Source organism: Aquirufa sp. 5-AUSEE-100C1 (assembly GCF_054558655.1).
Window position 1 is genome coordinate 520832 of record NZ_JBPXKO010000001.1, and the last position, 22709, is coordinate 543540.

General features: G+C 40.3%; 21 protein-coding genes. 11 read left to right on the top strand and 10 right to left on the bottom strand.

Annotated elements, in window-relative coordinates; all coding sequences use genetic code 11:
• Positions 1-9: 9 nt before the first annotated feature.
• The gene (locus ACMH5P_RS02290; protein ID WP_459492694.1) at positions 10-684 is read right to left on the bottom strand and encodes a DUF2461 domain-containing protein; all 675 of its coding nucleotides are present in this window, start codon (positions 682-684) and stop codon (positions 10-12) included.
• Positions 685-827: 143 nt separating this feature from the next.
• Here ACMH5P_RS02290 and trpS point away from each other — a divergent pair, with 143 nt between their 5' ends.
• On the top strand, positions 828-1799 hold the full coding sequence (gene trpS, locus ACMH5P_RS02295) for a tryptophan--tRNA ligase (protein ID WP_459492695.1): 972 nt from the start codon (positions 828-830) through the stop codon (positions 1797-1799).
• Positions 1800-1802: 3 nt separating this feature from the next.
• On the top strand, positions 1803-2351 hold the full coding sequence (locus ACMH5P_RS02300; protein WP_459492696.1) for a phosphatase PAP2 family protein: 549 nt from the start codon (positions 1803-1805) through the stop codon (positions 2349-2351).
• On the opposite strand, the gene ACMH5P_RS02305 is transcribed toward ACMH5P_RS02300, so the two are convergent.
• A complete protein-coding gene (locus ACMH5P_RS02305; protein ID WP_459492697.1) occupies positions 2324-3322 on the bottom strand; it encodes an acyl-CoA reductase in 999 nt (332 codons plus the stop codon). The genes ACMH5P_RS02300 and ACMH5P_RS02305 overlap by 28 nt on opposite strands.
• Positions 3323-3445: 123 nt before the next feature.
• Here ACMH5P_RS02305 and ACMH5P_RS02310 point away from each other — a divergent pair, with 123 nt between their 5' ends.
• The 3 genes from ACMH5P_RS02310 (at position 3446) to ACMH5P_RS02320 (ending at position 6634) form a co-directional block, all read left to right on the top strand.
• Positions 3446-3796 carry a 4Fe-4S dicluster domain-containing protein gene (locus tag ACMH5P_RS02310; protein WP_459492698.1) on the top strand — a complete coding sequence of 117 codons (351 nt, stop codon included), beginning with the start codon at positions 3446-3448 and terminating at the stop codon, positions 3794-3796.
• Positions 3797-4111: 315 nt separating this feature from the next.
• Complete coding sequence (locus ACMH5P_RS02315) at positions 4112-5254, top strand: outer membrane beta-barrel protein (RefSeq protein WP_459492699.1); 1143 nt, start codon at positions 4112-4114, stop codon at positions 5252-5254.
• Positions 5255-5287: 33 nt separating this feature from the next.
• Entirely contained in the window at positions 5288-6634 is a 1347-nt protein-coding gene (locus ACMH5P_RS02320) for an ammonium transporter (RefSeq protein ID WP_459492700.1), read from the top strand.
• A gap of 202 nt (positions 6635-6836) precedes the next feature.
• Here ACMH5P_RS02320 and mtaB read toward each other — a convergent pair whose 3' ends face one another.
• Both mtaB and ACMH5P_RS02330 read right to left on the bottom strand, forming a co-directional pair.
• Entirely contained in the window at positions 6837-8159 is a 1323-nt protein-coding gene (gene mtaB / locus ACMH5P_RS02325) for a tRNA (N(6)-L-threonylcarbamoyladenosine(37)-C(2))-methylthiotransferase MtaB (RefSeq protein WP_459492701.1), read from the bottom strand.
• A gap of 91 nt (positions 8160-8250) precedes the next feature.
• Positions 8251-9261 carry a glutamine synthetase beta-grasp domain-containing protein gene (locus ACMH5P_RS02330; RefSeq protein ID WP_459492702.1) on the bottom strand — a complete coding sequence of 337 codons (1011 nt, stop codon included), beginning with the start codon at positions 9259-9261 and terminating at the stop codon, positions 8251-8253.
• A gap of 243 nt (positions 9262-9504) precedes the next feature.
• On the opposite strand from ACMH5P_RS02330, the gene ACMH5P_RS02335 reads away from it, so the two are divergent.
• From ACMH5P_RS02335 to ACMH5P_RS02350, 4 genes are all read left to right on the top strand, one after another.
• Entirely contained in the window at positions 9505-11712 is a 2208-nt protein-coding gene (locus ACMH5P_RS02335) for a glutamine synthetase III family protein (RefSeq protein ID WP_459492703.1), read from the top strand.
• Positions 11713-11721: 9 nt separating this feature from the next.
• Entirely contained in the window at positions 11722-12282 is a 561-nt protein-coding gene (locus tag ACMH5P_RS02340; protein ID WP_459492704.1) for a hypothetical protein, read from the top strand.
• Between the two features lie 3 nt (positions 12283-12285).
• Positions 12286-13005, top strand: a complete 720-nt coding sequence (locus ACMH5P_RS02345) for an RsmE family RNA methyltransferase (RefSeq protein ID WP_459492705.1) — start codon at positions 12286-12288, stop codon at positions 13003-13005.
• Positions 13006-13096: 91 nt separating this feature from the next.
• Complete coding sequence (locus ACMH5P_RS02350; protein WP_459492706.1) at positions 13097-13858, top strand: acyl-CoA desaturase; 762 nt, start codon at positions 13097-13099, stop codon at positions 13856-13858.
• Between the two features lie 39 nt (positions 13859-13897).
• Here the strand turns inward: ACMH5P_RS02350 and ACMH5P_RS02355 are convergent, their stop codons facing one another.
• Together ACMH5P_RS02355 and ACMH5P_RS02360 are read right to left on the bottom strand one after the other, a co-directional pair.
• Positions 13898-15166 carry a dihydrolipoamide acetyltransferase family protein gene (locus ACMH5P_RS02355; protein WP_459492707.1) on the bottom strand — a complete coding sequence of 423 codons (1269 nt, stop codon included), beginning with the start codon at positions 15164-15166 and terminating at the stop codon, positions 13898-13900.
• A 1-nt stretch (position 15167) separates the two neighbouring features.
• On the bottom strand, positions 15168-16421 hold the full coding sequence (locus ACMH5P_RS02360; protein ID WP_459492708.1) for a competence/damage-inducible protein A: 1254 nt from the start codon (positions 16419-16421) through the stop codon (positions 15168-15170).
• Between the two features lie 79 nt (positions 16422-16500).
• Here ACMH5P_RS02360 and gldC point away from each other — a divergent pair, with 79 nt between their 5' ends.
• The gene (gene gldC, locus ACMH5P_RS02365) at positions 16501-16851 is read left to right on the top strand and encodes a gliding motility protein GldC (RefSeq protein WP_459492709.1); all 351 of its coding nucleotides are present in this window, start codon (positions 16501-16503) and stop codon (positions 16849-16851) included.
• 9 nt (positions 16852-16860) lie between these two features.
• Positions 16861-17907, top strand: coding sequence for a thioredoxin family protein (locus ACMH5P_RS02370; protein WP_459492710.1), 1047 nt, complete (start codon positions 16861-16863; stop codon positions 17905-17907).
• Here ACMH5P_RS02370 and ACMH5P_RS02375 read toward each other — a convergent pair whose 3' ends face one another.
• The 4 genes from ACMH5P_RS02375 to ACMH5P_RS02390 form a co-directional block, all read right to left on the bottom strand.
• The gene (locus tag ACMH5P_RS02375) at positions 17908-18096 is read right to left on the bottom strand and encodes a DUF6728 family protein (protein ID WP_459492711.1); all 189 of its coding nucleotides are present in this window, start codon (positions 18094-18096) and stop codon (positions 17908-17910) included.
• 2 nt (positions 18097-18098) lie between these two features.
• The gene (ispG, locus tag ACMH5P_RS02380; protein WP_459492712.1) at positions 18099-20087 is read right to left on the bottom strand and encodes a (E)-4-hydroxy-3-methylbut-2-enyl-diphosphate synthase; all 1989 of its coding nucleotides are present in this window, start codon (positions 20085-20087) and stop codon (positions 18099-18101) included.
• A gap of 68 nt (positions 20088-20155) precedes the next feature.
• Complete coding sequence (locus ACMH5P_RS02385; protein WP_459492713.1) at positions 20156-21352, bottom strand: sugar MFS transporter; 1197 nt, start codon at positions 21350-21352, stop codon at positions 20156-20158.
• Between the two features lie 4 nt (positions 21353-21356).
• On the bottom strand, positions 21357-22709 hold the full coding sequence (locus ACMH5P_RS02390; protein WP_459492714.1) for a Gfo/Idh/MocA family protein: 1353 nt from the start codon (positions 22707-22709) through the stop codon (positions 21357-21359).

The window sequence follows — 22709 nt, forward strand, 5'->3', positions numbered from 1 at the left end:
AAATGGGTGTTAAAAAGGTTCTTTATCAAAAAATGTCAAATTCAAGAAATCCAAAAATGGCTTTAAAAGCTTCGAATCCTGCATGAGTTTGGAGACAAAATCAGGAGAAGTAATTTCCTTGTCGGAATAATGCCGCCAATAAAACAATTGTTTCCGACGAATGTATTCGACATCTGCGGGATCTGGATCAAATCCTTTCGGAACCTTTTGCAACATTTCACCCTCAGCTTTCCCAAATGTGGCCAAGAATGAAGGAGATTCCACAATTTTACGCAAAGCCGCACCATTGTAATCCACTTCTTGTCGGTACTTCGCAATTTGCTCCGGCGTAGGACTGTACATCCCACCACCTAAAAAAGATTTACCGCCGGGTTCAATGTGTAGATAATAATCCATGTAACCGGATCGCCGACCACCCTCCGAGAAACTGGCTGAAAACCAAGTTTTGTAGGGATCCTTGTTTTTTGAAAACCGCACATCGCGATATAAACGATAGGAGCAATGCTTTCGCTCTACACCCATCATATTCTCAAAAGCCCCATATTCTTGAATCAACCGCTCGATCAATTGATCAAATTTCTGCTTCTCCAGATCATAAACAGATTTATTGGCAGCAAACCATTCGCGCGAATTATTTGCTTTCAAATCGGTCAAAAATCGGAGTAAGTCAGGGGAGACAGACATGAAAAAAGAATAAAAATTGATTGAACGAAATTAGCGAAATTTTAGGAGAATTTATATCGAAAAGGCAAGCAAAAGAATGACAAAAAATATATTGGGAGAATTGAATGAATTTCGTGATTTTTGTAAAATTTTTGATTAGTTATATGCGCATCTTAACCGGTATACAATCTTCTGGAAAACCCCATCTAGGTAATATTTTAGGAGCAATCATGCCCGCAATCGAGCTTTCTAAAAAGCCTGGGAATGAATCCTTTCTATTTATTGCCGATTTGCATACGCTTACCAGCCTACGGGATGGTGAACAAATTCGTGCGAATACTTTATCCATTGCGGCTGCGTGGTTGGCCTTTGGTTTTGATACGGATAAAAATTATTTCTACCGTCAATCCAAATTAGCTGCTTACCATACTGAGGTCATGTGGTATTTAAACTGTGTGACGCCTTATCCGATGTTGGCTAATGCACATAGCTTTAAAGATAAATCCACCACCATGGACAAAGTCAATGCGGGATTATTTACGTATCCTGTTTTGCAAGCAGCAGATATTGTGCTTTACGATGCCCAAATCATTCCTGTCGGGAAAGACCAACGCCAACATATCGAAATGACGCGCGACATGGCAGGTGCTTTCAATCGGGTAGCTAATGAAGAGATATTTGTCATTCCTGAGGCAGCGATCAACGAGGAGGTAATGACCATTCCGGGGATTGATGGCAATAAAATGAGTAAGTCCTTGAATAATTACATCGACGTATTCTTACCAGAAAAGGAATTGTTGAAGCAGATCAAGAAGATTGAATCCGACTCAACGCCTTTAGAGGATCCGAAGGATCCCGACAAAGACATTACCTTTAAGTTATATAATTTAATCGCCACACCGGAACAATCAGAGGAAATGCGTAAATTATATTCAGCAGGCGGCTATGGCTATGGTCATGCAAAACAAGCCTTGCACGCGTTAATGTTGGAGTATTTCAAAGAGGCACGGGAAAAGTTTGATTATTACATCAACAATCCAACGCTCATAGAGGAAAAATTAGAAATAGGCGAGAAGAAGGTGGAACCGATTGCAGCGGCGACATTGGCAAGAGTTCGAAACGTTTTTAAATTTTAAGTAATGTTTCCGACATGGGATGAATCTTTATTTCGGGTAATCAACCAGTCGTACACAACTGAGTTAGATATAATCATGCGATTCTTGTCCAATAAGTTGGTATGGATTCCCCTTTATGCCTATTTGATTTACAAGATATATCAAGTAAAGCCTCAAGCGATTAAAGCATCTCTGTTTTATTTAGTGTTAGCTATCCTTTGGGCTGACCAAATTTCATCCAGCGTCCTGAAACCTTGGATAAAACGCTTGCGCCCAAGCCATGAAGCTGATTTTCAATCCTGGATTCATTTACCTGATGGGGCAGGGGGCTTGTATGGATTCTGCTCATCGCATGCGGCTAATTCATTTGCGATAGCCATGGGCTTCTACTTATTGACAAAAAACAAATGGTTAAGCATCCCATTGTTTATCTGGGCGACACTCATTTCCTACAGTCGTATTTACTTGGGAGTTCATTTTCCCTTAGATGTAATGACAGGAGCCTTGGTCGGGTTATCCGGTGCAATTATTCTAAAAAACTTGGTTTACGATAAATTAACCAAAAACTCATAGGTATTTATGCCGTCTGCAAAATCATCCAAGGCTGGCATTTGAGCCTGACCAAAAGGAATCGTATGTGATCCAACAACACATTGAATCTTATCGGCATGTTGGTCTAGCCATTTTGACAAATCATTTTCAGTCTCGTAGCGATGAACATGCAATACCCCAACTGGTGAAACCAATTGTTCATTTTCGGTTACAATCAAATTCCCTAAATCAAAATGAGGAATCTGATTGAGCAGCAATAATGTCTTATGATATTGATAATTGTTGGAGTATTTCGTGTGCTCCAACACCCAATCAACCTTTGTCAACACATCAAATAGGGGAGTTAGGTCAAAATCAGTTGGGACAGCGAGGGTAGAAACGTTCCGACAACCTAGCCCGTAGTAGGTAAAAATATCGCCTGCCAAAGCTTTAAAATCCGCCTCATTTTCATTGCCTGTTAAAACAGCTACGGAACTACGATTTTTACGAATGATATGAGGTATTTTAGCGAAATAATTACTGAAGTAAGCGGATGAAAAATCTGAACCGGTCGCAATAACCGCGTCAACAGCGGGCAAGCGATCCACGGATTCAACTATAAAATGAGAATCTATTGACTTAATTGCATCAATATATAATTTCATTAAGGCTTGATCTTGCGAACTGTATTTAACAACAAGTTGATGCCCCGCCGCTAGAGTCATTAACACATCATGCATACCTACGGCTGGAAGATTACCTGAAAGAATTAATCCAATCCTCTTGGAATTAGAGGAAGAGTCAGGGTATTTCTCGAAAAAATGAACCCAAATTTCCTGATTCAAAAATTGTTCATCAATCGCCTTCATGGCATTACGAATCAAATAATCCGAAAACCAAGCATTTTCATTTTTTGCTTTTTCTATAAATAATTCTATTTTTTCTTCATTAGATGAATCTGAAAAATACTGATGTAACGCTTTAATTAAGGACAAGAATCGTTCTTTTGGCATAATCGGAGAGATGAAACACTAAATATTGAAATGCAAAGTTCTTAAAAATTTATAATACTCTTGATAAATTATATACTATTCAAAACTTCTTGTGTAAATTGCACAAAATTTTTAATACTTGTTATGGCAATTATCATTACAGACGAATGTATTAACTGTGGGGCTTGTGAACCAGAATGCCCAAATACAGCAATTTATGAGGGGGGAGTAGAATGGACTTGGGCTGGCGGAACTGCTTTAACTGAGGTTGAATTAGAAGATGGCTCTACCATGGATGCGAATGCAGCTATTGAACCTATATCGGAAGAGTTCTATTACATCGTACCTGATAAATGTACCGAATGTACTGGTTTTCACGAGGAACCACAGTGTGCAGCTGTTTGTCCAGTTGATTGCTGTGTACCAGATCCTGACCATGTAGAAGATAAAGAAACATTAGAAGCTAAGAAAGCATGGCTTCATGCAGAAGCCTAAGACTTCGTTCCTATAGATTTGAGAGCTCAACGTTAGTTGGGCTCTTTTTTTTGTCCAACTATGATCAATCATCATAATTATCTACGGTTTGTATTTTTCCAATAGATAAAAAAGAGGTTTCAATTTTATTTCATTTATTAATATTTTTTGTAAAATACTGAAAAACACGTTTAAAAATAGACCGACTTTTCATGTTTTTTTGAAAATTACGCAAAAACAGGTTAAAAAAAATACCAAAAAGCTTGCACGCTATTATTTTTTGTTCAATCTTTGATATGTAATCAAGCATTTATAAACTTTTAAATTATTCCGCACATGAAGAAATCTATCCTAACAGCCCTTTTTGCAGCAACTGCTTTTAGTGGATTTTCCCAAGAAAAAGAAGCCGAGGCACCAAAGTTTACTTTCTCCGGTTACATTGATTCGTACTATATGTTGAACTTCAACAGCCCAAATAGTCGGAGTAACCTAGGCGCATCTGGCTATGAAAGAGCATTCGATCAAAAGTCGAGTCAATTTTCTTTAGGACTTGTTCAAACAAAGTTCGGTTATGCGACTAAAAATTCAGATGTGGTTGTCGACTTAACATTTGGACCAAACGCAGACCTTGGACAGTACGGTAACGTCATTGGACCTTTGGGTGCTGGGAAGGGGTCGACTGCCTTAGCCATCAAACAAGCATATTTCAACTGGAAAGCTTCCGATAAATTAACCTTAACGGTTGGACAGTTCGGAACACATATTGGATACGAGGTAATTGATGCCCCGGTAAATTATAACTATTCACTTTCTAATTTATTTAACAATGGACCATTTTATCACATTGGCGCTAAAGCGAATTATGCATTCTCTGACAAATTTTCTGCCATGGTTGGATTGGTCAACAATGTGGATAATTTAAATGATAACAATTCATCTAAAGGATTTATCTATCAAGTATTTACTTCTCCTGCTTCAGGTTGGAATGTCTACGTAAACGGAATTACGTCGAACGAATCTGCTCCATTAGCTTCTGGAAAAGACGATTCTGGTAGTTACAATTTATTGGATTTGACAACTTCTTACCAAATCACTCCTAAATACTTGTTAGGCTTAAACGCAGCATACGGATCTCAAACTGGTGATTTTCAAGGTGGAGGAAATGTTGGGGATAGCAAAACATGGGGTGGAGTTGCTCTTTATTCGAACTATGCCTTTACTGATAAATTCAGCTTAGGTGGTCGTTATGAGGTATTTGATAATACATCTGGCGCACGAGCTTTGCGTGCTGCAGATGGATCTGGTACCGATGTAAGTTCTGTAACATTGACAGCTACATTCACGGCAGCAGACGGACACTTATTGATTAAGCCAGAATTACGCTCTGATGCATATAAAACAGCACAGTTTGTTGATGGCGATGGCAAGGAGCAAAAATCACAAACAACTCTTGGAATGCATTTCATTTATAAATTTTAATAAAACCATTTTTTCACTTTAAATAGAACCATCATGACTTCACAAAAACCAACATGGATTCCATTGCTCGTATTGCTCGCCGTTGCAGTACTTGCCTTATTCACAACTTCTGTTCCGGGCGCAATGCCGACGGAAGGTTTAGACACAGGTGATACCGCCTGGATGATTGTAGCATCCGGTTTGGTATTATTAATGACACCCGGATTAGCTTATTTCTACGGAGGTATGGTTAATCACAAGAACGTGATTTCGACCATGTTGCAATCGTTCATTGCAATGGGTGTTATTTCGGTTATCTGGATTGTATTTGGCTTCTCTTTAGCATTTGGAGATTCGCTAGGCGGATGGATCGGAGACCCTCGTACTTTCTTTATGTTCAATGGTGTTTTTGACCATAAGCTTTCTTTAGGCTCATCAGACCAATTGAAGTTTACGATTCCATTTGCCTTGTTTGCCTTTTTCCAAATGAAGTTTGCCGTTATTACCCCAGCTCTTATTTCTGGGGCTTTAGCTGAGCGTATCAATTTCCGTGCATTCGTATTATTCATGGTACTTTTCTGCGTAGTTGTTTATGCACCTTTAGCACACTGGACTTGGCATCCGGACGGATTCCTTTTCAACTTAGGAGTACTTGATTTCGCGGGAGGAACGGTCGTTCACATGTCGGCCGGTTGGGCTGCCTTAGCAGGTGCTTTATACTTACGTCGTCGTAAGTCACATATTGAATCAAACATCTTGCCTCCAGCAAACATTCCCTACGTATTGTTAGGCACAGGTTTATTATGGTTCGGATGGTTTGGTTTCAACGCAGGATCTGCGGTAGGAGCTAACGGATTGGCAGTCACAGCTTTTGCAACAACGCACGTAGCAGCAGCTGCAGCAGGTTTATCTTGGATCTTATTTGATGTGACGCGTGGTAAGAAAGTTTCTGCCTTAGGTTTCTGTATCGGAGCTGTAGTAGGATTAGTAGCGATCACTCCAGCATCTGGTTTCGTAACTGTACCAGTAGCCATCTTCATCGGAGTAATTGCAGCGATTGTTTCAAACATTGCTGCACATTGGAGAGCAAGTTCAAACCTTGATGATACCTTAGACGTATTCCCTTGCCATGGTTTAGGGGGTATGGTAGGTATGTTGATGACTGGTATCTTCGCAACATCCGCTGTCAATGCTGCCGTGGCTGAACAAGGATTATTCTACGGAGAGACCACTTTATTCTTAAAGCACTTATTAGCCTTGGCAATTGTTTCTGCATTTGCTTTTGGTTTATCCTATGTTTTGTTAATCATCACGGATAAAATTATCCCATTGCGTGTTAACGAAGAAGAAGAAAGATTAGGATTAGATATCTCGCAACACGACGAATCGATTGCAGAATAATCCAAACAGCAGGACCGCAAGTAATGGTTCTTGTGGTTTTGTTTCAATCAAAAAGCCGGTGACTTCTAGTTGCTGGCTTTTTTGTTAAACTGAACTTTAGACGTTAGACTTTGGACGTTTGAAAAGAGGTAAGAACTTAGAGGTAAGAGAATAGCCTTCGGACTTCGGACTATGGACTTCGGACTTAAATACTGTCAACTGCCTACGGACTACTGACTAATAATACCTCCCCCTTAACATCACCTGTATCTGTGATTGCTTTATACCGAACGGGCTGTATAGTGTTAATCAAGAGCGGATCGTAAGGCGCGGATACACGAACATAGTTTTCCGAAAAACCTTCCATGAATCCATTAGAGGTAGATTCCTCAAATAATACAGAACCAACTCTATTGAGTTGACTCGCATAGAATGCATGACGTTTTTTATCGGAGAGAATATGTAACATCTTTGACCGTTCCGCTTTTTGCATGCCGTCTACCTTGGGAAAAATATCAACCGCATAGGTATTCGCTCGTTCCGAATACGGAAATACATGTAAATAGGAGATATCCAATTCATTTAGAAACTGATAGGTCTCAAAAAATAATTCAGGTGATTCGCCGGGGTGGCCAACAATGACATCGACACCAATACAAGCATTTGGCATCACCTCACGAATTAATTTAACCCGATCATGATATAATTCTCGTTGATACCGACGCTTCATCAGGCGCAACACGGCATTGGAGCCCGACTGCAACGGAATATGGAAATGTGGGACAAAGCGTTTAGATTGTGCAAGAAATGTTATCATTTCAGGCGTCAACAAATTAGGCTCGATACTTGAAATTCGAAAACGGTCAATGCTAGATTGAGAATCTATCGCTTTAACTAAATCATAAAATGTTTCAACTCGCTTACCCTGTTGGATCCCAAAATCACCGATATTAACACCTGTCAATACAACTTCTTTCACCCCATTGGCGGCAACCTCTTCAATTAAACCTAACACTTTTTCAATTGAATCCGAACGCGATTGACCACGCGCCAGCGGAATGGTGCAATAGGAGCAAGGGTAATCGCAACCGTCTTGCACCTTTAAAAAAGTACGCGTACGGTCATTCAAACTATAAGATGCGTGATAATCTAAATCATACCGGATCTCTGAAGCGATGAGTTTGGGCAAATCAGATGATTCACGCGACAAGTAAGGAGAAATCAAATCAGGAATTTGAAACTTTTCATTTGCCCCTAAAACCAAATCAACTCCCGGAATGGCTGCAATCTCTTCCGGCTTCAATTGTGCATAACAACCGATAACCACAACAGCCGCATCTGGATTGATTTTTTTTGCCTCACGAACAACTTTTTTACACTTTTTATCAGCCTGCTCGGTAACGCTGCAAGTATTTATCACGAACAAGTCGGGAGAATCTTGAAATTCCGCACGAACAAAATCCAAGGGCTCTAAAGAGCGAGCAATGGAACTTGACTCCGCAAAATTCAACTTACAACCTAATGTATAAAAAGCAACTTTTTTCATGCCTGCGATTGAGGATACAAAATAAAACAAAAATGGCGGGAAAACCCGCCATTTTTAATCATAAAGTATATAAATGCAAGATAAAAACGTATTAAAGTTTCGCTGTTTTCACCGTCTTGATGATACGCGCAGCTACTTTATATGGATCTGCCGCTGAATTTGGACGACGATCTTCTAACCAGCCTTTCCATCCTTTTTCTACTGCAGCAATAGGAATACGAATCGAAGCACCACGATCAGAGATTCCATAAGAGAAATCGTGAATCGATGCCGTCTCGTGCTTTCCTGTTAAACGCATATGGTTATCAGCTCCATATACTTCAATGTGCTCCTTAACAAATGGAGCGAAAGACTGACAAATTTTGTCGTATACATCTTTATTACCTGCTGTACGTAAAGCCGTATTTGAGAAGTTCGCGTGCATACCTGAACCGTTCCAATCCAACTCGCCAAGCGGCTTACAGTGCCAGTTAACAGCAACACCATATTTCTCACCTAAACGCTCCAATAAGTAACGTCCCAACCAGATTTCATCACCTGCTTGTTTTGCACCTTTAGCAAACATTTGGAATTCCCACTGACCAGCAGCCACCTCCGCATTGATACCTTCAATATTCAAACCAGCATCAATACACAAGTCCATGTGCTCCTCAATAATCTCACGACCAAATGCATTTTTTGCACCTACTGAACAGTAGTAAGGGCCTTGTGGACCTGGGTAACCATTTGCTGGGAAACCCAAAGGCTTATTCGTTTCTGGATCCCACAAGAAATACTCTTGCTCAAAACCAAACCAAAAATCATTATCATCATCAATTGTCGCACGACCATTTGTCTCATGTGGAGTACCGTCCGCATTTAACACTTCGCACATCACTAAATAACCATCACGGCGTGCTGGATCTGGACAAACATACACAGGCTTTAACAAGCAATCAGATGAACCACCTTCAGCTTGCTGCGTAGATGAACCATCGAATGACCACATATCAAGGTCCTCTAATTTACCACTGAAATTGTTCTCGATTTTAGTCTTAGAACGTAAACTCTGTGTTGGCTTGTAACCGTCCAACCAAATGTACTCTAATTTTGATTTAGCCATGATTTTATACTTAAAATGATAATAAAAATACTTTTTTGCGAAAACTTGATACAAATTTAAACGAGATTTTAACAAAACCAACAGAAAATTTCACAAAAACATAAAAAATCAAACTCATATTTGCTAAATCCGCAAAAAATCAAATTAATACCATCGGAAATGCAATTTGAAATCAAGCAAATGCTAACGTGGAAAAGTCAGCCATTTTGATTAGCTTTATAAATCAATTAATTAAGATAAATCATGGCTATAACTCGATTTAAAGCACTTGAATTAGCTCAAATGCGCGCAGGAACTCCTGTGAAATTACCCACTGAAAAAGTAAGTGATTATTATGGTAGCATGACTTTCAGCGATGAGGTTATGCGTTCTCTATTGTCTCCAGAAGCCTATTTGAAAATCAATACGGCGATACAAACGGGGTCAAAGATTGACCGCGATGCAGCTGACGAAGTTGCAGCTGCCATGAAATCTTGGGCTATATCGAAAGGTGCAACTCACTACACACACTGGTTTCAACCTTTGACGGGAACAACAGCTGAGAAACATGATTCTTTCTTTGATATTGATTTAAGCACAGGAAAAGCTGTTGAGAAGTTTAAAGGCTCTGCCTTAGTCCAACAAGAACCTGATGCTTCATCTTTCCCTAACGGAGGTATCCGTTCTACTTTTGAAGCTAGAGGCTATACAGGTTGGGATCCTTCATCACCTGCGTTCATTATGGAAAACGCGGCAGGGACAGCCACATTATGTATCCCATCCGTTTTTGTTTCCTACACAGGAGAAGCACTAGACTACAAAACACCTTTGTTAAAATCAATCGAATTAATTGATAAAGCTGCCACTGCTGTGGTAAAAGAATTTTTCAATCGAGACGTCAGTAAAGTAATCCCTACATTAGGTGCAGAGCAAGAATACTTTTTAGTCGATGAAGCATTATTTAATGCAAGACCCGACTTGGTTATGTCTGGGCGCACCGTTTTTGGTCACGCTCCAGCTAAAGGCCAACAGTTAGAAGACCACTATTTTGGATCTATCCCAAATCGCGTGAATGCTTTTATGGTTGATTTCGAAATCGAGGCCTTGAAATTGGGTATGCCAGTTCGTACGCGTCACAATGAAGTAGCGCCGGCGCAATTTGAAGTAGCTCCAACATTTGAAGAGGCCAACTTAGCTTGTGACCACAATGCCTTGTTGATGGATTTAATGAATAAAGTTGCTTCTAAACACAAATTGAAAGTACTATTCCATGAAAAACCCTTTGCAGGAATCAATGGCTCGGGTAAACACAACAACTGGGCGTTAGCAACGGATACCGGTGTTAATTTATTGGGACCATCCTCAAAACCAAAGGAAAACCTTCGTTTCTTAACCTTCTTCGTTAATACATTGAAGGCTGTACACGATAAGGCTGATTTATTAAGAGCATCGATTGCTTCAGCGGGCAATGAACACCGTTTAGGTGCCAATGAAGCTCCTCCAGCCATTGTTTCAGCCTTTTTAGGTTCTACCATGAGCCAGGTGTTAGATGATTTGGAAAACATGAGTGATATCGATGACATCACTTTGGAAAAGGGAGACAATGTTTACCTTAAGTTAGGTATCAACAAAATCCCTTCACTTATCTTAGATAATACGGACCGGAATAGAACTTCTCCATTTGCCTTTACCGGTAACAAATTTGAGTTCCGCGCTGTAGGTTCATCAGCTAACTCAGCAGCACCAATGACGGTTTTGAATACCATTGTTGCCGATCAATTAATTAAATTCCGCAAGGAAGTTGAGGTAATTTTAGAAAAAGGCGTTAAGAAAGAACTTGCCATCATGGAAGTTCTCAAGAAATACGTAAAAGAGTCAAAGAAAATTCGTTTCGAAGGAAATGGATATTCGGATGAATGGGTCATCGAAGCTGAAAAAAGAGGATTATCTAACCTAAAAACTACTCCAGAGGCCTTGGCAGTTTATGCGCGTCCTGAATCGATTGAATTATTTACCAAACACGGGATTTACTCAAAAGAGGAAATGCATGCACGCCATGAAATTGAATTGGAAAACTATGTAAAGAAAATTCAAATTGAGTCACGTGTTATTGGTGATATGGCCATCAATCACATTGTTTCTACTTCACTAAAGTACCAAACTCAGTTGGTTGAAAATGTGAAAGGACAAAAAGAGATTGGTATTGATCCTCAATATTTCGCGCCGACCGTTGAGATGATTAAAAAGATATCAGAATACACCTCAACGATTGTTCGTTTGCAAAATGAAATGACAGAAGCACGGAAAGAAGCCAATAATATAGAAGATCTTGAAGAGCGTGCTCAACTTTATGGAACTAAGGTAAAAGGGTATTTTGAAGAAATTCGCTATGCGGTAGATAAACTCGAACTTATCGTTGACGATGATGAGTGGCCATTACCGAAATACCGCGAATTATTACTTATTAAATAAATTAACCTTATGGCAACTCCCACAAACCCTGGTTTTTCTGCGGAAGAAATCCAACAATTAAAAGACCAGTGTACACAGGCTAAAAAATCATTTATCGTTATTGAAGACGATGATTTGCCTACAGGTAATGAGAAAGAAATGATTCACATTCAATTCGTGGGCCATTTCAATAAACAAGAAGTGATTTACGATGCCATTTTATGCACACTCCAATTGCATTATGCGAGTGCTGTATACGAGGCTGCGGAACAAGAAGCTATTCACCATTTTCCATTGTATGTACCCATCGAAAATCGAGATGAGACGTATGTAGAAAACGAATCACTTGATGAAGAGGTTGAAGTAATGATTCTCGAAATCATCGATGAGTTAGAAGAAAACGACGAAATTAAAGTGAGTGAATACATTGAAATCGATGAAAATTTCGATTTCGGTATTGGATTAGAAGCTGCCTTGTATGTGCCTTCCTTGGAGGATGAGGTTATTGAAAAATTCATCGCTGATTTTAACGGAGGAACACTATCCTTAGATCCCTCTCGTTTTTCATTCCGATCAGAAGACCCCGAGTAATACATGAGTAAATATGTATTTTATGCACCCAACCCGACTAGCATCGGAACCCTCAATGAGGAGGAATCGTTTCATGCTTGTCGGGTTTTGCGTATCCGAAATGGCGATAAAATACGCTTGTTAGATGGCATTGGTGGACTTTTTGAGGCAACAATTGATAAGGTTGATGCGAAAAAAACGAGCTTCACGAATGTTCAACTAATAGAAAGACAGACCGAGCCCAATTATCAAATACATCTCTATGTTGCGCCCACCAAACAAATGGAACGCATGGAATGGATGGTAGAAAAGTGCTGCGAGTTTGGAATTCATGAAATCATCTTTTTCACATCGAAGAATTCAGAACGCAAAGAGATGAAGACTTTAAGGTTGGAAAAAATTGCCATTGCAGCGCTCAAGCAGTCCAAAAATCTTTATCTACCAAAAATTCAACCCCTGCAAGCCCTTAATGAAATAATCAAGTCGATTAAATCAACGACAGAATCCCAAATTCTCTTTGCACACATTAGTGAGCCGCCCGTCGTCACATTATCCAAACAAATGAAAAAGGTAAAGCATTATCATATCTTCATCGGACCCGAAGGTGACTTTACAGAGCAAGAGACTAAAGAAATGCTTTCTAACTCATTTTTTCCATTCAGTTTAGGAAAGGCCATTTTGCGAACTGAAACAGCAGGAATCGCCTGTACACTTGCCATTCATTTAGTTCGGGAGAATGATTAACCTGACCAAAATCAGAAAAGTATTTTTTTAATTAACAAAATCGGGAGAATTTCAGTTGTAATTTTGTAATATAGAACTTTAAATATTTTTTATGCAGTTAGTACTTCCCGCGTTTATCATTCATTGGTACGTATCTCTTTTTAGTCAAACTTTCTTTTTACACCGTTATTCGGCACATAAAATGTTCTTAATGAGCAAATTTTGGGAGAAATTCTTTTATTTTTTAACCTACTTGTCGCAAGGCTCTTCCTTCTTAAGTCCACGTGCTTATGCAATTTTACACCGCATGCACCATGCTTTTTCAGATACAGCAAAAGATCCACATTCACCCATGTTTTCGAGTAATGTGTTTACCATGATGTGGAAGACCAAAGATATTTACAATGCGGTATTGAACCGTAAGCAAAAAATTGAAGAGCGCTTTGAGCATGATTACCCTGTCTCTAAAACGATTGAGAAGATTGGTGATTCATGGATTTCTCGAATTGGATGGGGAGTTGCATATGCTTCGCTTTACATTGTAGCATTCATCTATTTTGATATGCATTGGGCATTTTTCTTTTTGCTTCCAGTACACTTCTTAATGGGACCCGTACATGGCGCAATTGTCAATTGGTCTGGACATAAATATGGCTACCAAAACTATGATAATCACGATCATTCGCGTAATTCATTGGTTTTTGATGTCGTTATGATGGGTGAGTTATTTCAAAATAACCACCACAAATTACCCAATCGTGTAAACTTCGCAACGAAGTGGTTTGAATTTGATCCTACCTACCCAATGATCAAACTTCTGACATGGTTACGAATCATTCGACCTAATGTCAAGGACCCGAATGCGAAATTCTAAATGAATAAAAAAGGCTATCAAAATTGATAGCCTTTTTTATTAGATTTCTAAATCAACTTGAAAATTCTCGAGGTAATCCGCTACTCTTTTTATAAATCCTCCTCCTAATGAACCATCCACCACGCGGTGATCATAGGAATGAGAAATAAACATCTTCTGACGAATAGCAATTTGATCTTCGCCATTCGGTCCAGTAATCACGGCTGGTTTTTTCTCAATGACACCAAAAGCCATAATCGCCACCTGAGGCTGTACGATGATCGGAGTTCCCATCAAATTACCGAAACCACCAATATTTGATATTGTATAGGTTCCTCCCTCTAAATCTGCTGGGGTCAACTTGTTTTTACGTGCACGGTTGGACAAATCATTGACCTTCTTCGTTAATTCAAGCAAAGACAATTCATCTACATTGTGAATGACAGGCACAATTAAATTTCCATTCGGTAAGGCGACCGCCATTCCGATATTGATTTGTTTATGTTGTACGATGTAATTACCCTCAACGGAAATATTAATTCCTGGAAAATCCTTGATGGCTTTCGTCGTTGCCATAAATAAGAGGGGAGTATAAGTAATCGGCTCCTTGTATTTTTCCTGAAACTTGGTCTTATTTTGCTCACGCCATTGTACCAAATTCGTTATGTCAGCCTCCAAGAATGATGTTACATGGGGTGAAATTCGCTTTGAATCCGACATGCGTTCCGAAATCATCTTACGCATGCGATCCATTTCAATCACTTCATCACCAGGCAAACGCAAACCCGGCCCTTGACTCAAAGTCCCAGAAGCAATCATACGCTTCGAATTGCGGACCGCAATGTAATTCAAAACATCTTTTTTCGTTACCCGACCGTCCATGCCTGATCCACGAATCTCACTCAATTCACGCTGTGATACTTTCTCTTGTTGGCAAATCTGCTTAATCAACGGAGAAACCCATGGATTGGCCTTATCAGTACTTACATCAATATTCCCTAAACTTAGATCGGTCAGGACAGCTAATTCAGGCTCCGGATGAAATACCTCATCAGCATCAAAGGACTTCTTTTCAATTGGGACATCATCATTGGCATCAATTACACAAATTGCCTTGCCGATGGTCGCCACTTGACCCACAGGAATCAATATTTGTTTCAAGATTCCCGCGACAGGCGAAGGAACTTCGGTATCTATCTTATCCGTGGCAACCTCTAAAATAAATTCATCTGCTTCGACGTAATCTCCTGGCTGCTTCAACCAGTTTAAAACGGTCGCTTCCATGATACTTTCGCCCATCTTAGGCATGATGATTTCTGTAATAGCCATATTAGTCTGCTAAATCGTTTAACAAATAGCGACGCAACAAATTAATTGCCGCCAAAGAACTTAAATGTATATTCTGCAAGCGAGTACCACCTTGCGTTAATTTTCGAGTTATCACGCCATTGGGATGAGCTAAAGCGATCCATATGGTGCCAACCGGTTTCTCGTCCGTTCCTCCATCTGGACCCGCAATACCTGAGGTAGCCAAAGCAAACGTTGTCCCCAAATCGGTCCTGACACCAGTCGCCATAGCTGAAATACATGCTGCACTTACCGCTCCATGATTTTTCAAAATATCTTCAGAAACACCCAATTGTTTCATTTTTACAGCATTCGAATAACTTAAAACGCCACCCTCAAAAAATGCAGAACTACCCGCATGTTGCGTAAACTGATGTGCCAAATAACCTCCCGTACAGCTTTCTGCAACAGCTAGCGTCGCATGTTGCGAAACAAGTAGTTGGCCCACCACCGCAGCTAATTCATCCTTTTCCTTTCCGAAAACATAGCCTTTGATCAAAGGCATAACTTGTTCAAAAGCAGCTTCAATCTGCTTATGTAATTCTTGCTTGTCCTGTCCAAATCCTGTTAACCGAAGTTTCACAATCCCTAAAGATGGCAAATATGCGAGCTTAAGATGCGCGGGTAATTGCAATTCCCAATCCTGAATTAAATCCGACAAATAAGATTCCCCAATTCCAACGACTTTGCGAATTTGATGAACAATAACAGGTAATTTAAAATGCTGGGTAATTCGCGGCAATACCTCCGTCTCCATAATTGCCTTCATTTCAAAAGGAACGCCTGGCATGGAAACCCAAATGGTATCTTGCTCATAGAACCACATCCCAGGAGCTGTACCTTGTTTATTCGGGATAAATGTGCATTTAGTAGGCAACAAGGCCTGATCGCGATTAATATCACTCAATTCACGTCCTCGTTTTGCAAAAAATTCCGTGACATCCGACAAAGCCTCCGGGTGATACTCCAACTTGCAATCAAAGAAATCTGCCAAGATTTTCTTCGTTAGATCGTCTTTGGTTGGCCCTAGACCACCCGTTATAAAGACAATATCAGCACGTTTTTGCGCTTCTTGAAGGATTTGTACGATTTCTTCACGCTGATCACCCACAGATGACTTACGCACGGTTTTAATCCCGATTTTATCGAGTTCTAAGCTGATCCATTGGGTGTTGGTATCCAAGATTTGGCCATAGAGAATCTCATCGCCAATGGTAATTATTTCTGCTCGAACCATTTAGTTTTCTTACTTTTGTACGAAAATACGATTTATTTGCTTTGGAAACACAGAGATGAATCGAAAAACAAAAGCCATCATGAAACAATCTGAAATCAATTTCAAAATACAGTTAGACGATAATAGCATTCCGGAACAAATATCTTGGTCGGCGACCGACAACCCCAACGAAGGGATTGAGGAAACCAAAGCCATTCTAGTTGCCACATGGGATCCCTATCACAAAGGGACCTTAGCCTTACCACTATGGACAAAAGACATGGAAGTACTCGATATGAAGCGTTTTTTCATCGAAATCATGGGAACGGTGGGGGATGCTGCCTTGCAAGCCACCGGCGATTCCGAGTTTGCTTTGGAAGTAGAACAAGTTTGTAAAAAGCTTTCTCAAAACCTCAAGAAAGAAATCACCGCCGCATCACAGGGGCAATAATTCAGTCATATGCGACACCTCAAATTCATTCTGACATTTTGCTTAATTACTTCAAGTATTTTTGCTCAAAAAGGGATTAACTTCCTCAAAAACAGCAACTTAAATACTGCTATTGCTTTGGCAAAAAAGCAAAATAAACTATTGTTTGTCGAGGTGTATGCCCCGGATTGCCATGTTTGCAATTCCTTCACAGGAACATTTGCCCAACCGCAAGTTGGGGCCATTTACAATGCGAGATTCATCAATTATCAATTAGATGTTCGTAAACCGGAGAATCAAAAAATTCTCCAACAGTTAAAAATTATCATCAATGCCACTCCAACGTTTTTGTTCTTTGATCCCAAGAGCATGAAATTAGTTCAGGCAAGAGCATTCGGAGAGAAGGAAAATAGTTTAGTCAATGTCAATGCGATTGCCCAGAAAGCAGCCAATCCAACTGAACAAGCGGGTAATTTTGCGAATAAATTTAAGTCGGGAGAACGAAGTGTCGCATTTCTCTACAATTACGCACAATTTGCACGTTTGACGGCAGATACGGCTACCAATATCAAGATGGTGAATGAATTAGTCCGAGTTCTACCTACTACTCAGTACATCAATCAAAGTGCATTGAATATGATGCAACTAATCATGATGAACAACAACAATACCTTATTTGAGTATTTTGTGGGCCATTTAGATCAATACAATCGAATTGCTGATCCTGCCATGGTTAAAATGATTTATGAGAATGTATTCCAAATTGTAATGACCAGCTCTCAGGTTAACAAATTGAGTAAGGCTGATGTTGAAAAATTGAAAAACCAAATGGCTAAAGCGGGTATCGACAAAGGATCAATCGTTCGTCGGACTTGGATGGCAGAAAGTATCATGCTATTCAAGCAAAAAAAGGCTATGGCAGCTATCAAAGTAATCGAGAATCTGATTAATGAACTTCCAAGCGCACCTGGGCCAAAGGAATACCAGTACTTATGTGATTTCGTTAAGTCGAAAACAAAAGACAAAGCAGCGTTAAAATTCGCTCAAACGAATTGGTGTAAATTTGGTATGCGCTAATTAACGCGTAAACGCCCGATAAAGCATCACCAATACGCAGAACAAGAACATGACAATAGAAATCTTGTTAATCGTATGCATTGTACGAATATTAAAATTCGTGGGTGCACCGGGCTTAGGCTTTTGAAATACACGAATGAAATACGTGAATACTTCACCAATACGGAACTGTTCTCTTAATCTACTCATGTTTAGTTGGTTTGTTGGGGCTCACGCCAATTTCCGTCCTCTTTAATTAATTGTATTAATTCATCCACAGCTAAATCAGCCTGAACGGATTTTTTCACAACCTCATGGCCGCGATATAAAGCAATTTTATCTTTTCCAATGCCCACATAGCCATAATCAGCATCAGCCATTTCACCCGGGCCATTAACAATACAACCCATAATCCCGATTTTGATTCCTTTCAAGTGATCGGTGACTTGGCGAATACGAGCGGTTGTTTCTTGTAAATCAAATAAGGTCCGACCACAAGAAGGGCATGATATGTATTCCGTTTTGGAGATTCTAACCCGACTCGCCTGTAAAATACCAAAGGCCGTTGCATTCATCAACGCATTTTTGTCTTGACTATACGGCATGGATAACAAAATCCCATCCCCAAATCCATCGATCAATAAGCCTCCTGCGTCCGTTGGAGCAAAAAGCTGCAATTGATCCGCATCTACATTCGGATAGCTTAAATGAAGTACAACCGGCGTTTGAATACCTAATTGAATCAATCCAAAAAAGGCCCGACGAAGTGCTGCCATTTGGTGTGCATTTTCACTCCTCAAGACAAGAACCACTGTTTCTAAATTCAAGGCATTCAATTCAGATAAATCCTCTGCATTAATAGCTACAAAGTTCAAGCTGGCATGCTTTGAATCTGCCTGTTGCCATTCTTCTAAATTAAACAATGGGAAAACTTGTGGATCACCCGTCCAATTTTCTGCATTGACAATCTGCTTCAAACCATTAGGTAACATGAAATCCACAGCATACTTACCTGTATATATATAATCGGCGCCTAAATCATTCATCACCCATTTATCCGGTTCGGGAAGATAAAAATGCCCGATGGCTTTTAAATCCTCCATTTGGATATGCGGGTTGTGTGAAAAATCAGCTAGCACACGAGGAACTTGATGACCTCCAAAATTGGCAATCTCCTTGGTCAATCGACGTTCATGTGCAAATGGATTGATCGGGGATACCAATTGTTTTTCAGCTAATTGAATTGGCTCGATTGGTGTACTATTTTGTGCCCTAAATTGATAACGACGAACTAATTCTTGCGCCACAGGAATCTCGAATTCTGGATCTTCCGTTAAGGAAACACGAATCGTATCACCTAAACCATCTTCTAAAAGCGTTCCAATGCCAACTGCAGATTTGATTCGACCATCTTCGCCTTCGCCTGCCTCGGTAACACCCAAATGCATCGGATAGGCCTTAAAATTACCGTCGGCAAGTTTTTTGCTCAACAAACGATAGGCTTCCACCATGACTTGCGTGTTGGAAGATTTCATGGAAAGCACAATGTTGAAATACTTCTCATCCTCACAAATACGTAAGAACTCCAAAGCGGATTCTACCATACCGAGGGGCGTATCGCCATACCGACTTAAAATACGGTCCGACAACGAACCATGGTTTGTACCGATGCGCATGGCGGTTCCATATTCCTTGCAAATCTTTACTAATGGCAAAAATTTATCACGAATGCGTTCTAATTCAGCTTGGTAAGAAGCGTCTGTATAATCGATGGTTTCGAAACGCTTTTTATCCGCATAATTTCCGGGATTAATACGAACCTTTTCTACGATGCGTGCGGCTAATTCCGCGGCATTAGGAGTAAAGTGAATATCGGCAACCAACGGGGTATTATATCCTCGTTCGCGCAAGCCCTTGCGAATATTCTCTAAATTTTGGGCCTCTTTGACAGATGGGGCTGTAATACGAACTAGCTCACATCCAGCATCAATCATACGAATCGATTGCTCAATTGACCCTTGCGTATCCATTGTATCGACAGTTGTCATCGATTGAATGCGAATAGGGAAGTCGGAGCCCATATATAAATCCCCAATCTGAACCGGGATGGTTTCACGTCGTTGGTAAGTCCAAAGCGAAGGCGCATATTGATTGCCATCGGCAATTAGGTGCGCATTGGGGGATTCAAATAATCGATTCATAAATCAAATTTACAAAGAAAAGCCCCATCTCACAATGAAAGATGGGGCCTCTGTGAATTATCTTTCTATTACCAAGAACTCATTTTATGGCCAATTGTTGCGTAGTACAGAATAAATAAATAGCATGGAACCATAATCGCATAGGCGGTTTGGGTATCTCCCATGCGATCAGCAATGGAACCGTACAACAAAGGCACTAATGCGCCTCCAGAAATCATCATGATAATGAGTGCAGAACCAAGTTTGGTAAACTTACCTAATCCTTGGATCGCCAAAGGCCATAACGCTGGCCACATTAATGCATTGGCTAATCCCAGAAGCGCGATGCATAAAACAGATAAATATCCGTCCAACACTACAGCACCTACTGAAAAAAGGATTCCTAAAAGTGCAGAATAATTCAAGGCTTTTTGTTGGCTTAAATATTTAGGAATAAATAAAATACCAACAATATACCCCGCCAACATGCCATACAAGGTGTAACTCGTAAATGATTTGGCCACATCCATGCTAAAGCCCTTGGACACGCCGTAATTGATAATCGTGTCACCCGCCATCACTTCCACGCCTACATACAAGAAGAAGGCCACGAGGCCTAATACTAAGTTTGGATATGCCCAAACGCTAGCTTTGGACGCACTTTTTTCTTCCTCCGTTTCTTCTGCTTCCACTTCCGGCAAAGAAGAAAAACGAACCCATATAGCTAGCGCAACTAAGATGGCCGTCATAATTCCATAAGGCATAATCACAGTTTCTAATTTGGCTGCCCCTGCTGCGGAAGACAAAAAGAGTCCTCCAAAAATAACTTGACTTAAAATACCTGCCACTTTATTACAGATACCCATCACCGAGATACGTTGAGCCGCACTTTCCGACGGACCTAAAATGGTCACGTAAGGATTAGAGGCTGTCTGTAACAAAGCTAGACCCGTTCCAATCACAAATAAACCCACCAAGAAAAGCCCATAATTTTCAACCTTAGCGGCAGGAATAAATAATAAAGTTCCTACGGCCATGGCTAAAAGCCCAAAAGACATTCCATTCTTAAAGCCTGTTTTTGCTAAAACCCATGACGAAGGAATCGCCATCACAAAGTAGGAGATGAAAAAAGCGGAGGTAACTAATAGCGATTGAAAATTATTCAAATCGAAGGCACCCTTAAAGAATGCGATAAGTACTGAATTAACCCACGTCACAAATCCGAAAACAAAAAAGAGTATTCCGATCATGATTAAAGGTCCGTTGGAAGATTTTGAAGTTGACATAGGTTTAGTATTGATCGTTTAAAGCAAAAATTGGTTGATTGGTTTTCCATTTTCCACGGGTGAAATCTGGTATTTGAATAGGAGCGGAGCCCTTCGCAATAGATTCCTCGGATAGAGGCGAAATCGCCGACCACGCCGCTGCGTCATACACATCGATAGGTGGGGCTACCTTATTTTTAATGGATTCGATAAAGGCTCGTAAAACGAAATAATCTATTCCACCGTGACCTGCATTTTCGGCATCAGCTGAATGCGATTTCCATAATGGATGATCATATTTCTCTTGATAAGGCTTGAAGTCCTCCCAACGGTGTTGTTTAGCAGAAACGCCCTCTAAATAAATCGATTTATTATCATCCATCCAGATTCCTTTAGTTCCTTGAACTCGGAAGCCTAAGGAATAAGGACGAGGTAAATTCGTATCGTGCGTAATTAAAATGGTTTCCCCATTGTGGCATTTAATCATGGTTTGCACCACATCCCCACATTTAAACTTTACTTTGGCGTTAGGATGATCCCTGCCGCCTTTTTCTTCAATGTATTGATGCAAACCCAAAGCAGGTGAGGCCATGGATGTTAAATAGGCAAATTGATTTCCGCGGTTGATGTTCAACATCTCAGCCACGGGTCCCAAACCGTGAGTTGGATATAAATCACCATTGCGATCAATGGAGTGTTGCGTGCGCCATTTGGCCTCCGAAAATCCCTTCTCGCCAAACTCCACTCCACCACCATAGGCTTGCTTCCCATCGTTGAATTTCACTTCACGTAAATCATGTTGGTAGCCACATTGAACGTGTGAAAGCGTTCCAAACATCCCCTGACGAACCATGTTGAGGGTCGCCATAACGTCCCGGCGGTAGCATACGTTCTCCAGAATCATGCAATGTGATCCCGTTTTCTCGTACATGTTAACTAAGTCCCAAGATTCTTTCAAGGTCACGGTTGCAGATACTTCGACACCCGCATATTTCCCTTGTTTCATCACTTCGAGTGCCATTGGCACGTGCCATTCCCAAGGGGTTGCGATGACAACGCCATCGATATCCGAACGTTTAGCTAGGTTTTCAAAATCATGATCCCCTTTTTGATAGGCTACCGCAGGTTTGCGGCCTTTATCGCTAATCATTTTTTGAGCTATCTGAATTGCTTTGGGATCCACATCGCAGATGGCAACGATTTCGACATCGTCTCGATACAAGGCCATTTCAAGGTGATTTCGACCCCGTAATCCGACACCAATGAAACCTAATCGTACTTTTGTTTGTTCTATGTTCTGTGCTTGAGATAAATGTGGCAAAAGAGCTGCACCTGAAGTATAAACAAGAGATTTAGTAATAAAATTTCTCCGTTTCAT

Excerpts from the sequence above, each read along its gene's own strand:
- ACMH5P_RS02360 (WP_459492708.1), bottom strand. The coding sequence starts at position 16,421 with ATGGTTCGAGCAGAAATAATTACCATTGGCGATGAGATTCTCTATGGC.
- ACMH5P_RS02385 (WP_459492713.1), bottom strand. The coding sequence starts at position 21,352 with ATGTCAACTTCAAAATCTTCCAACGGACCTTTAATCATGATCGGAATA.
- ACMH5P_RS02375 (WP_459492711.1), bottom strand. The coding sequence starts at position 18,096 with ATGAGTAGATTAAGAGAACAGTTCCGTATTGGTGAAGTATTCACGTAT.
- ACMH5P_RS02315 (WP_459492699.1), top strand. The coding sequence starts at position 4,112 with ATGAAGAAATCTATCCTAACAGCCCTTTTTGCAGCAACTGCTTTTAGT.
- ACMH5P_RS02290 (WP_459492694.1), bottom strand. The coding sequence starts at position 684 with ATGTCTGTCTCCCCTGACTTACTCCGATTTTTGACCGATTTGAAAGCA.
- ACMH5P_RS02355 (WP_459492707.1), bottom strand. The coding sequence starts at position 15,166 with ATGGCTATTACAGAAATCATCATGCCTAAGATGGGCGAAAGTATCATG.
- ACMH5P_RS02310 (WP_459492698.1), top strand. The coding sequence starts at position 3,446 with ATGGCAATTATCATTACAGACGAATGTATTAACTGTGGGGCTTGTGAA.
- ispG (WP_459492712.1), bottom strand. The coding sequence starts at position 20,087 with ATGAATCGATTATTTGAATCCCCCAATGCGCACCTAATTGCCGATGGC.
- ACMH5P_RS02335 (WP_459492703.1), top strand. The coding sequence starts at position 9,505 with ATGGCTATAACTCGATTTAAAGCACTTGAATTAGCTCAAATGCGCGCA.
- ACMH5P_RS02340 (WP_459492704.1), top strand. The coding sequence starts at position 11,722 with ATGGCAACTCCCACAAACCCTGGTTTTTCTGCGGAAGAAATCCAACAA.
- ACMH5P_RS02345 (WP_459492705.1), top strand. The coding sequence starts at position 12,286 with ATGAGTAAATATGTATTTTATGCACCCAACCCGACTAGCATCGGAACC.
- ACMH5P_RS02305 (WP_459492697.1), bottom strand. The coding sequence starts at position 3,322 with ATGCCAAAAGAACGATTCTTGTCCTTAATTAAAGCGTTACATCAGTAT.
- ACMH5P_RS02370 (WP_459492710.1), top strand. The coding sequence starts at position 16,861 with ATGCGACACCTCAAATTCATTCTGACATTTTGCTTAATTACTTCAAGT.
- gldC (WP_459492709.1), top strand. The coding sequence starts at position 16,501 with ATGAAACAATCTGAAATCAATTTCAAAATACAGTTAGACGATAATAGC.
- trpS (WP_459492695.1), top strand. The coding sequence starts at position 828 with ATGCGCATCTTAACCGGTATACAATCTTCTGGAAAACCCCATCTAGGT.
- ACMH5P_RS02320 (WP_459492700.1), top strand. The coding sequence starts at position 5,288 with ATGACTTCACAAAAACCAACATGGATTCCATTGCTCGTATTGCTCGCC.
- ACMH5P_RS02330 (WP_459492702.1), bottom strand. The coding sequence starts at position 9,261 with ATGGCTAAATCAAAATTAGAGTACATTTGGTTGGACGGTTACAAGCCA.
- ACMH5P_RS02390 (WP_459492714.1), bottom strand. The coding sequence starts at position 22,709 with ATGAAACGGAGAAATTTTATTACTAAATCTCTTGTTTATACTTCAGGT.
- ACMH5P_RS02350 (WP_459492706.1), top strand. The coding sequence starts at position 13,097 with ATGCAGTTAGTACTTCCCGCGTTTATCATTCATTGGTACGTATCTCTT.
- ACMH5P_RS02300 (WP_459492696.1), top strand. The coding sequence starts at position 1,803 with ATGTTTCCGACATGGGATGAATCTTTATTTCGGGTAATCAACCAGTCG.
- mtaB (WP_459492701.1), bottom strand. The coding sequence starts at position 8,159 with ATGAAAAAAGTTGCTTTTTATACATTAGGTTGTAAGTTGAATTTTGCG.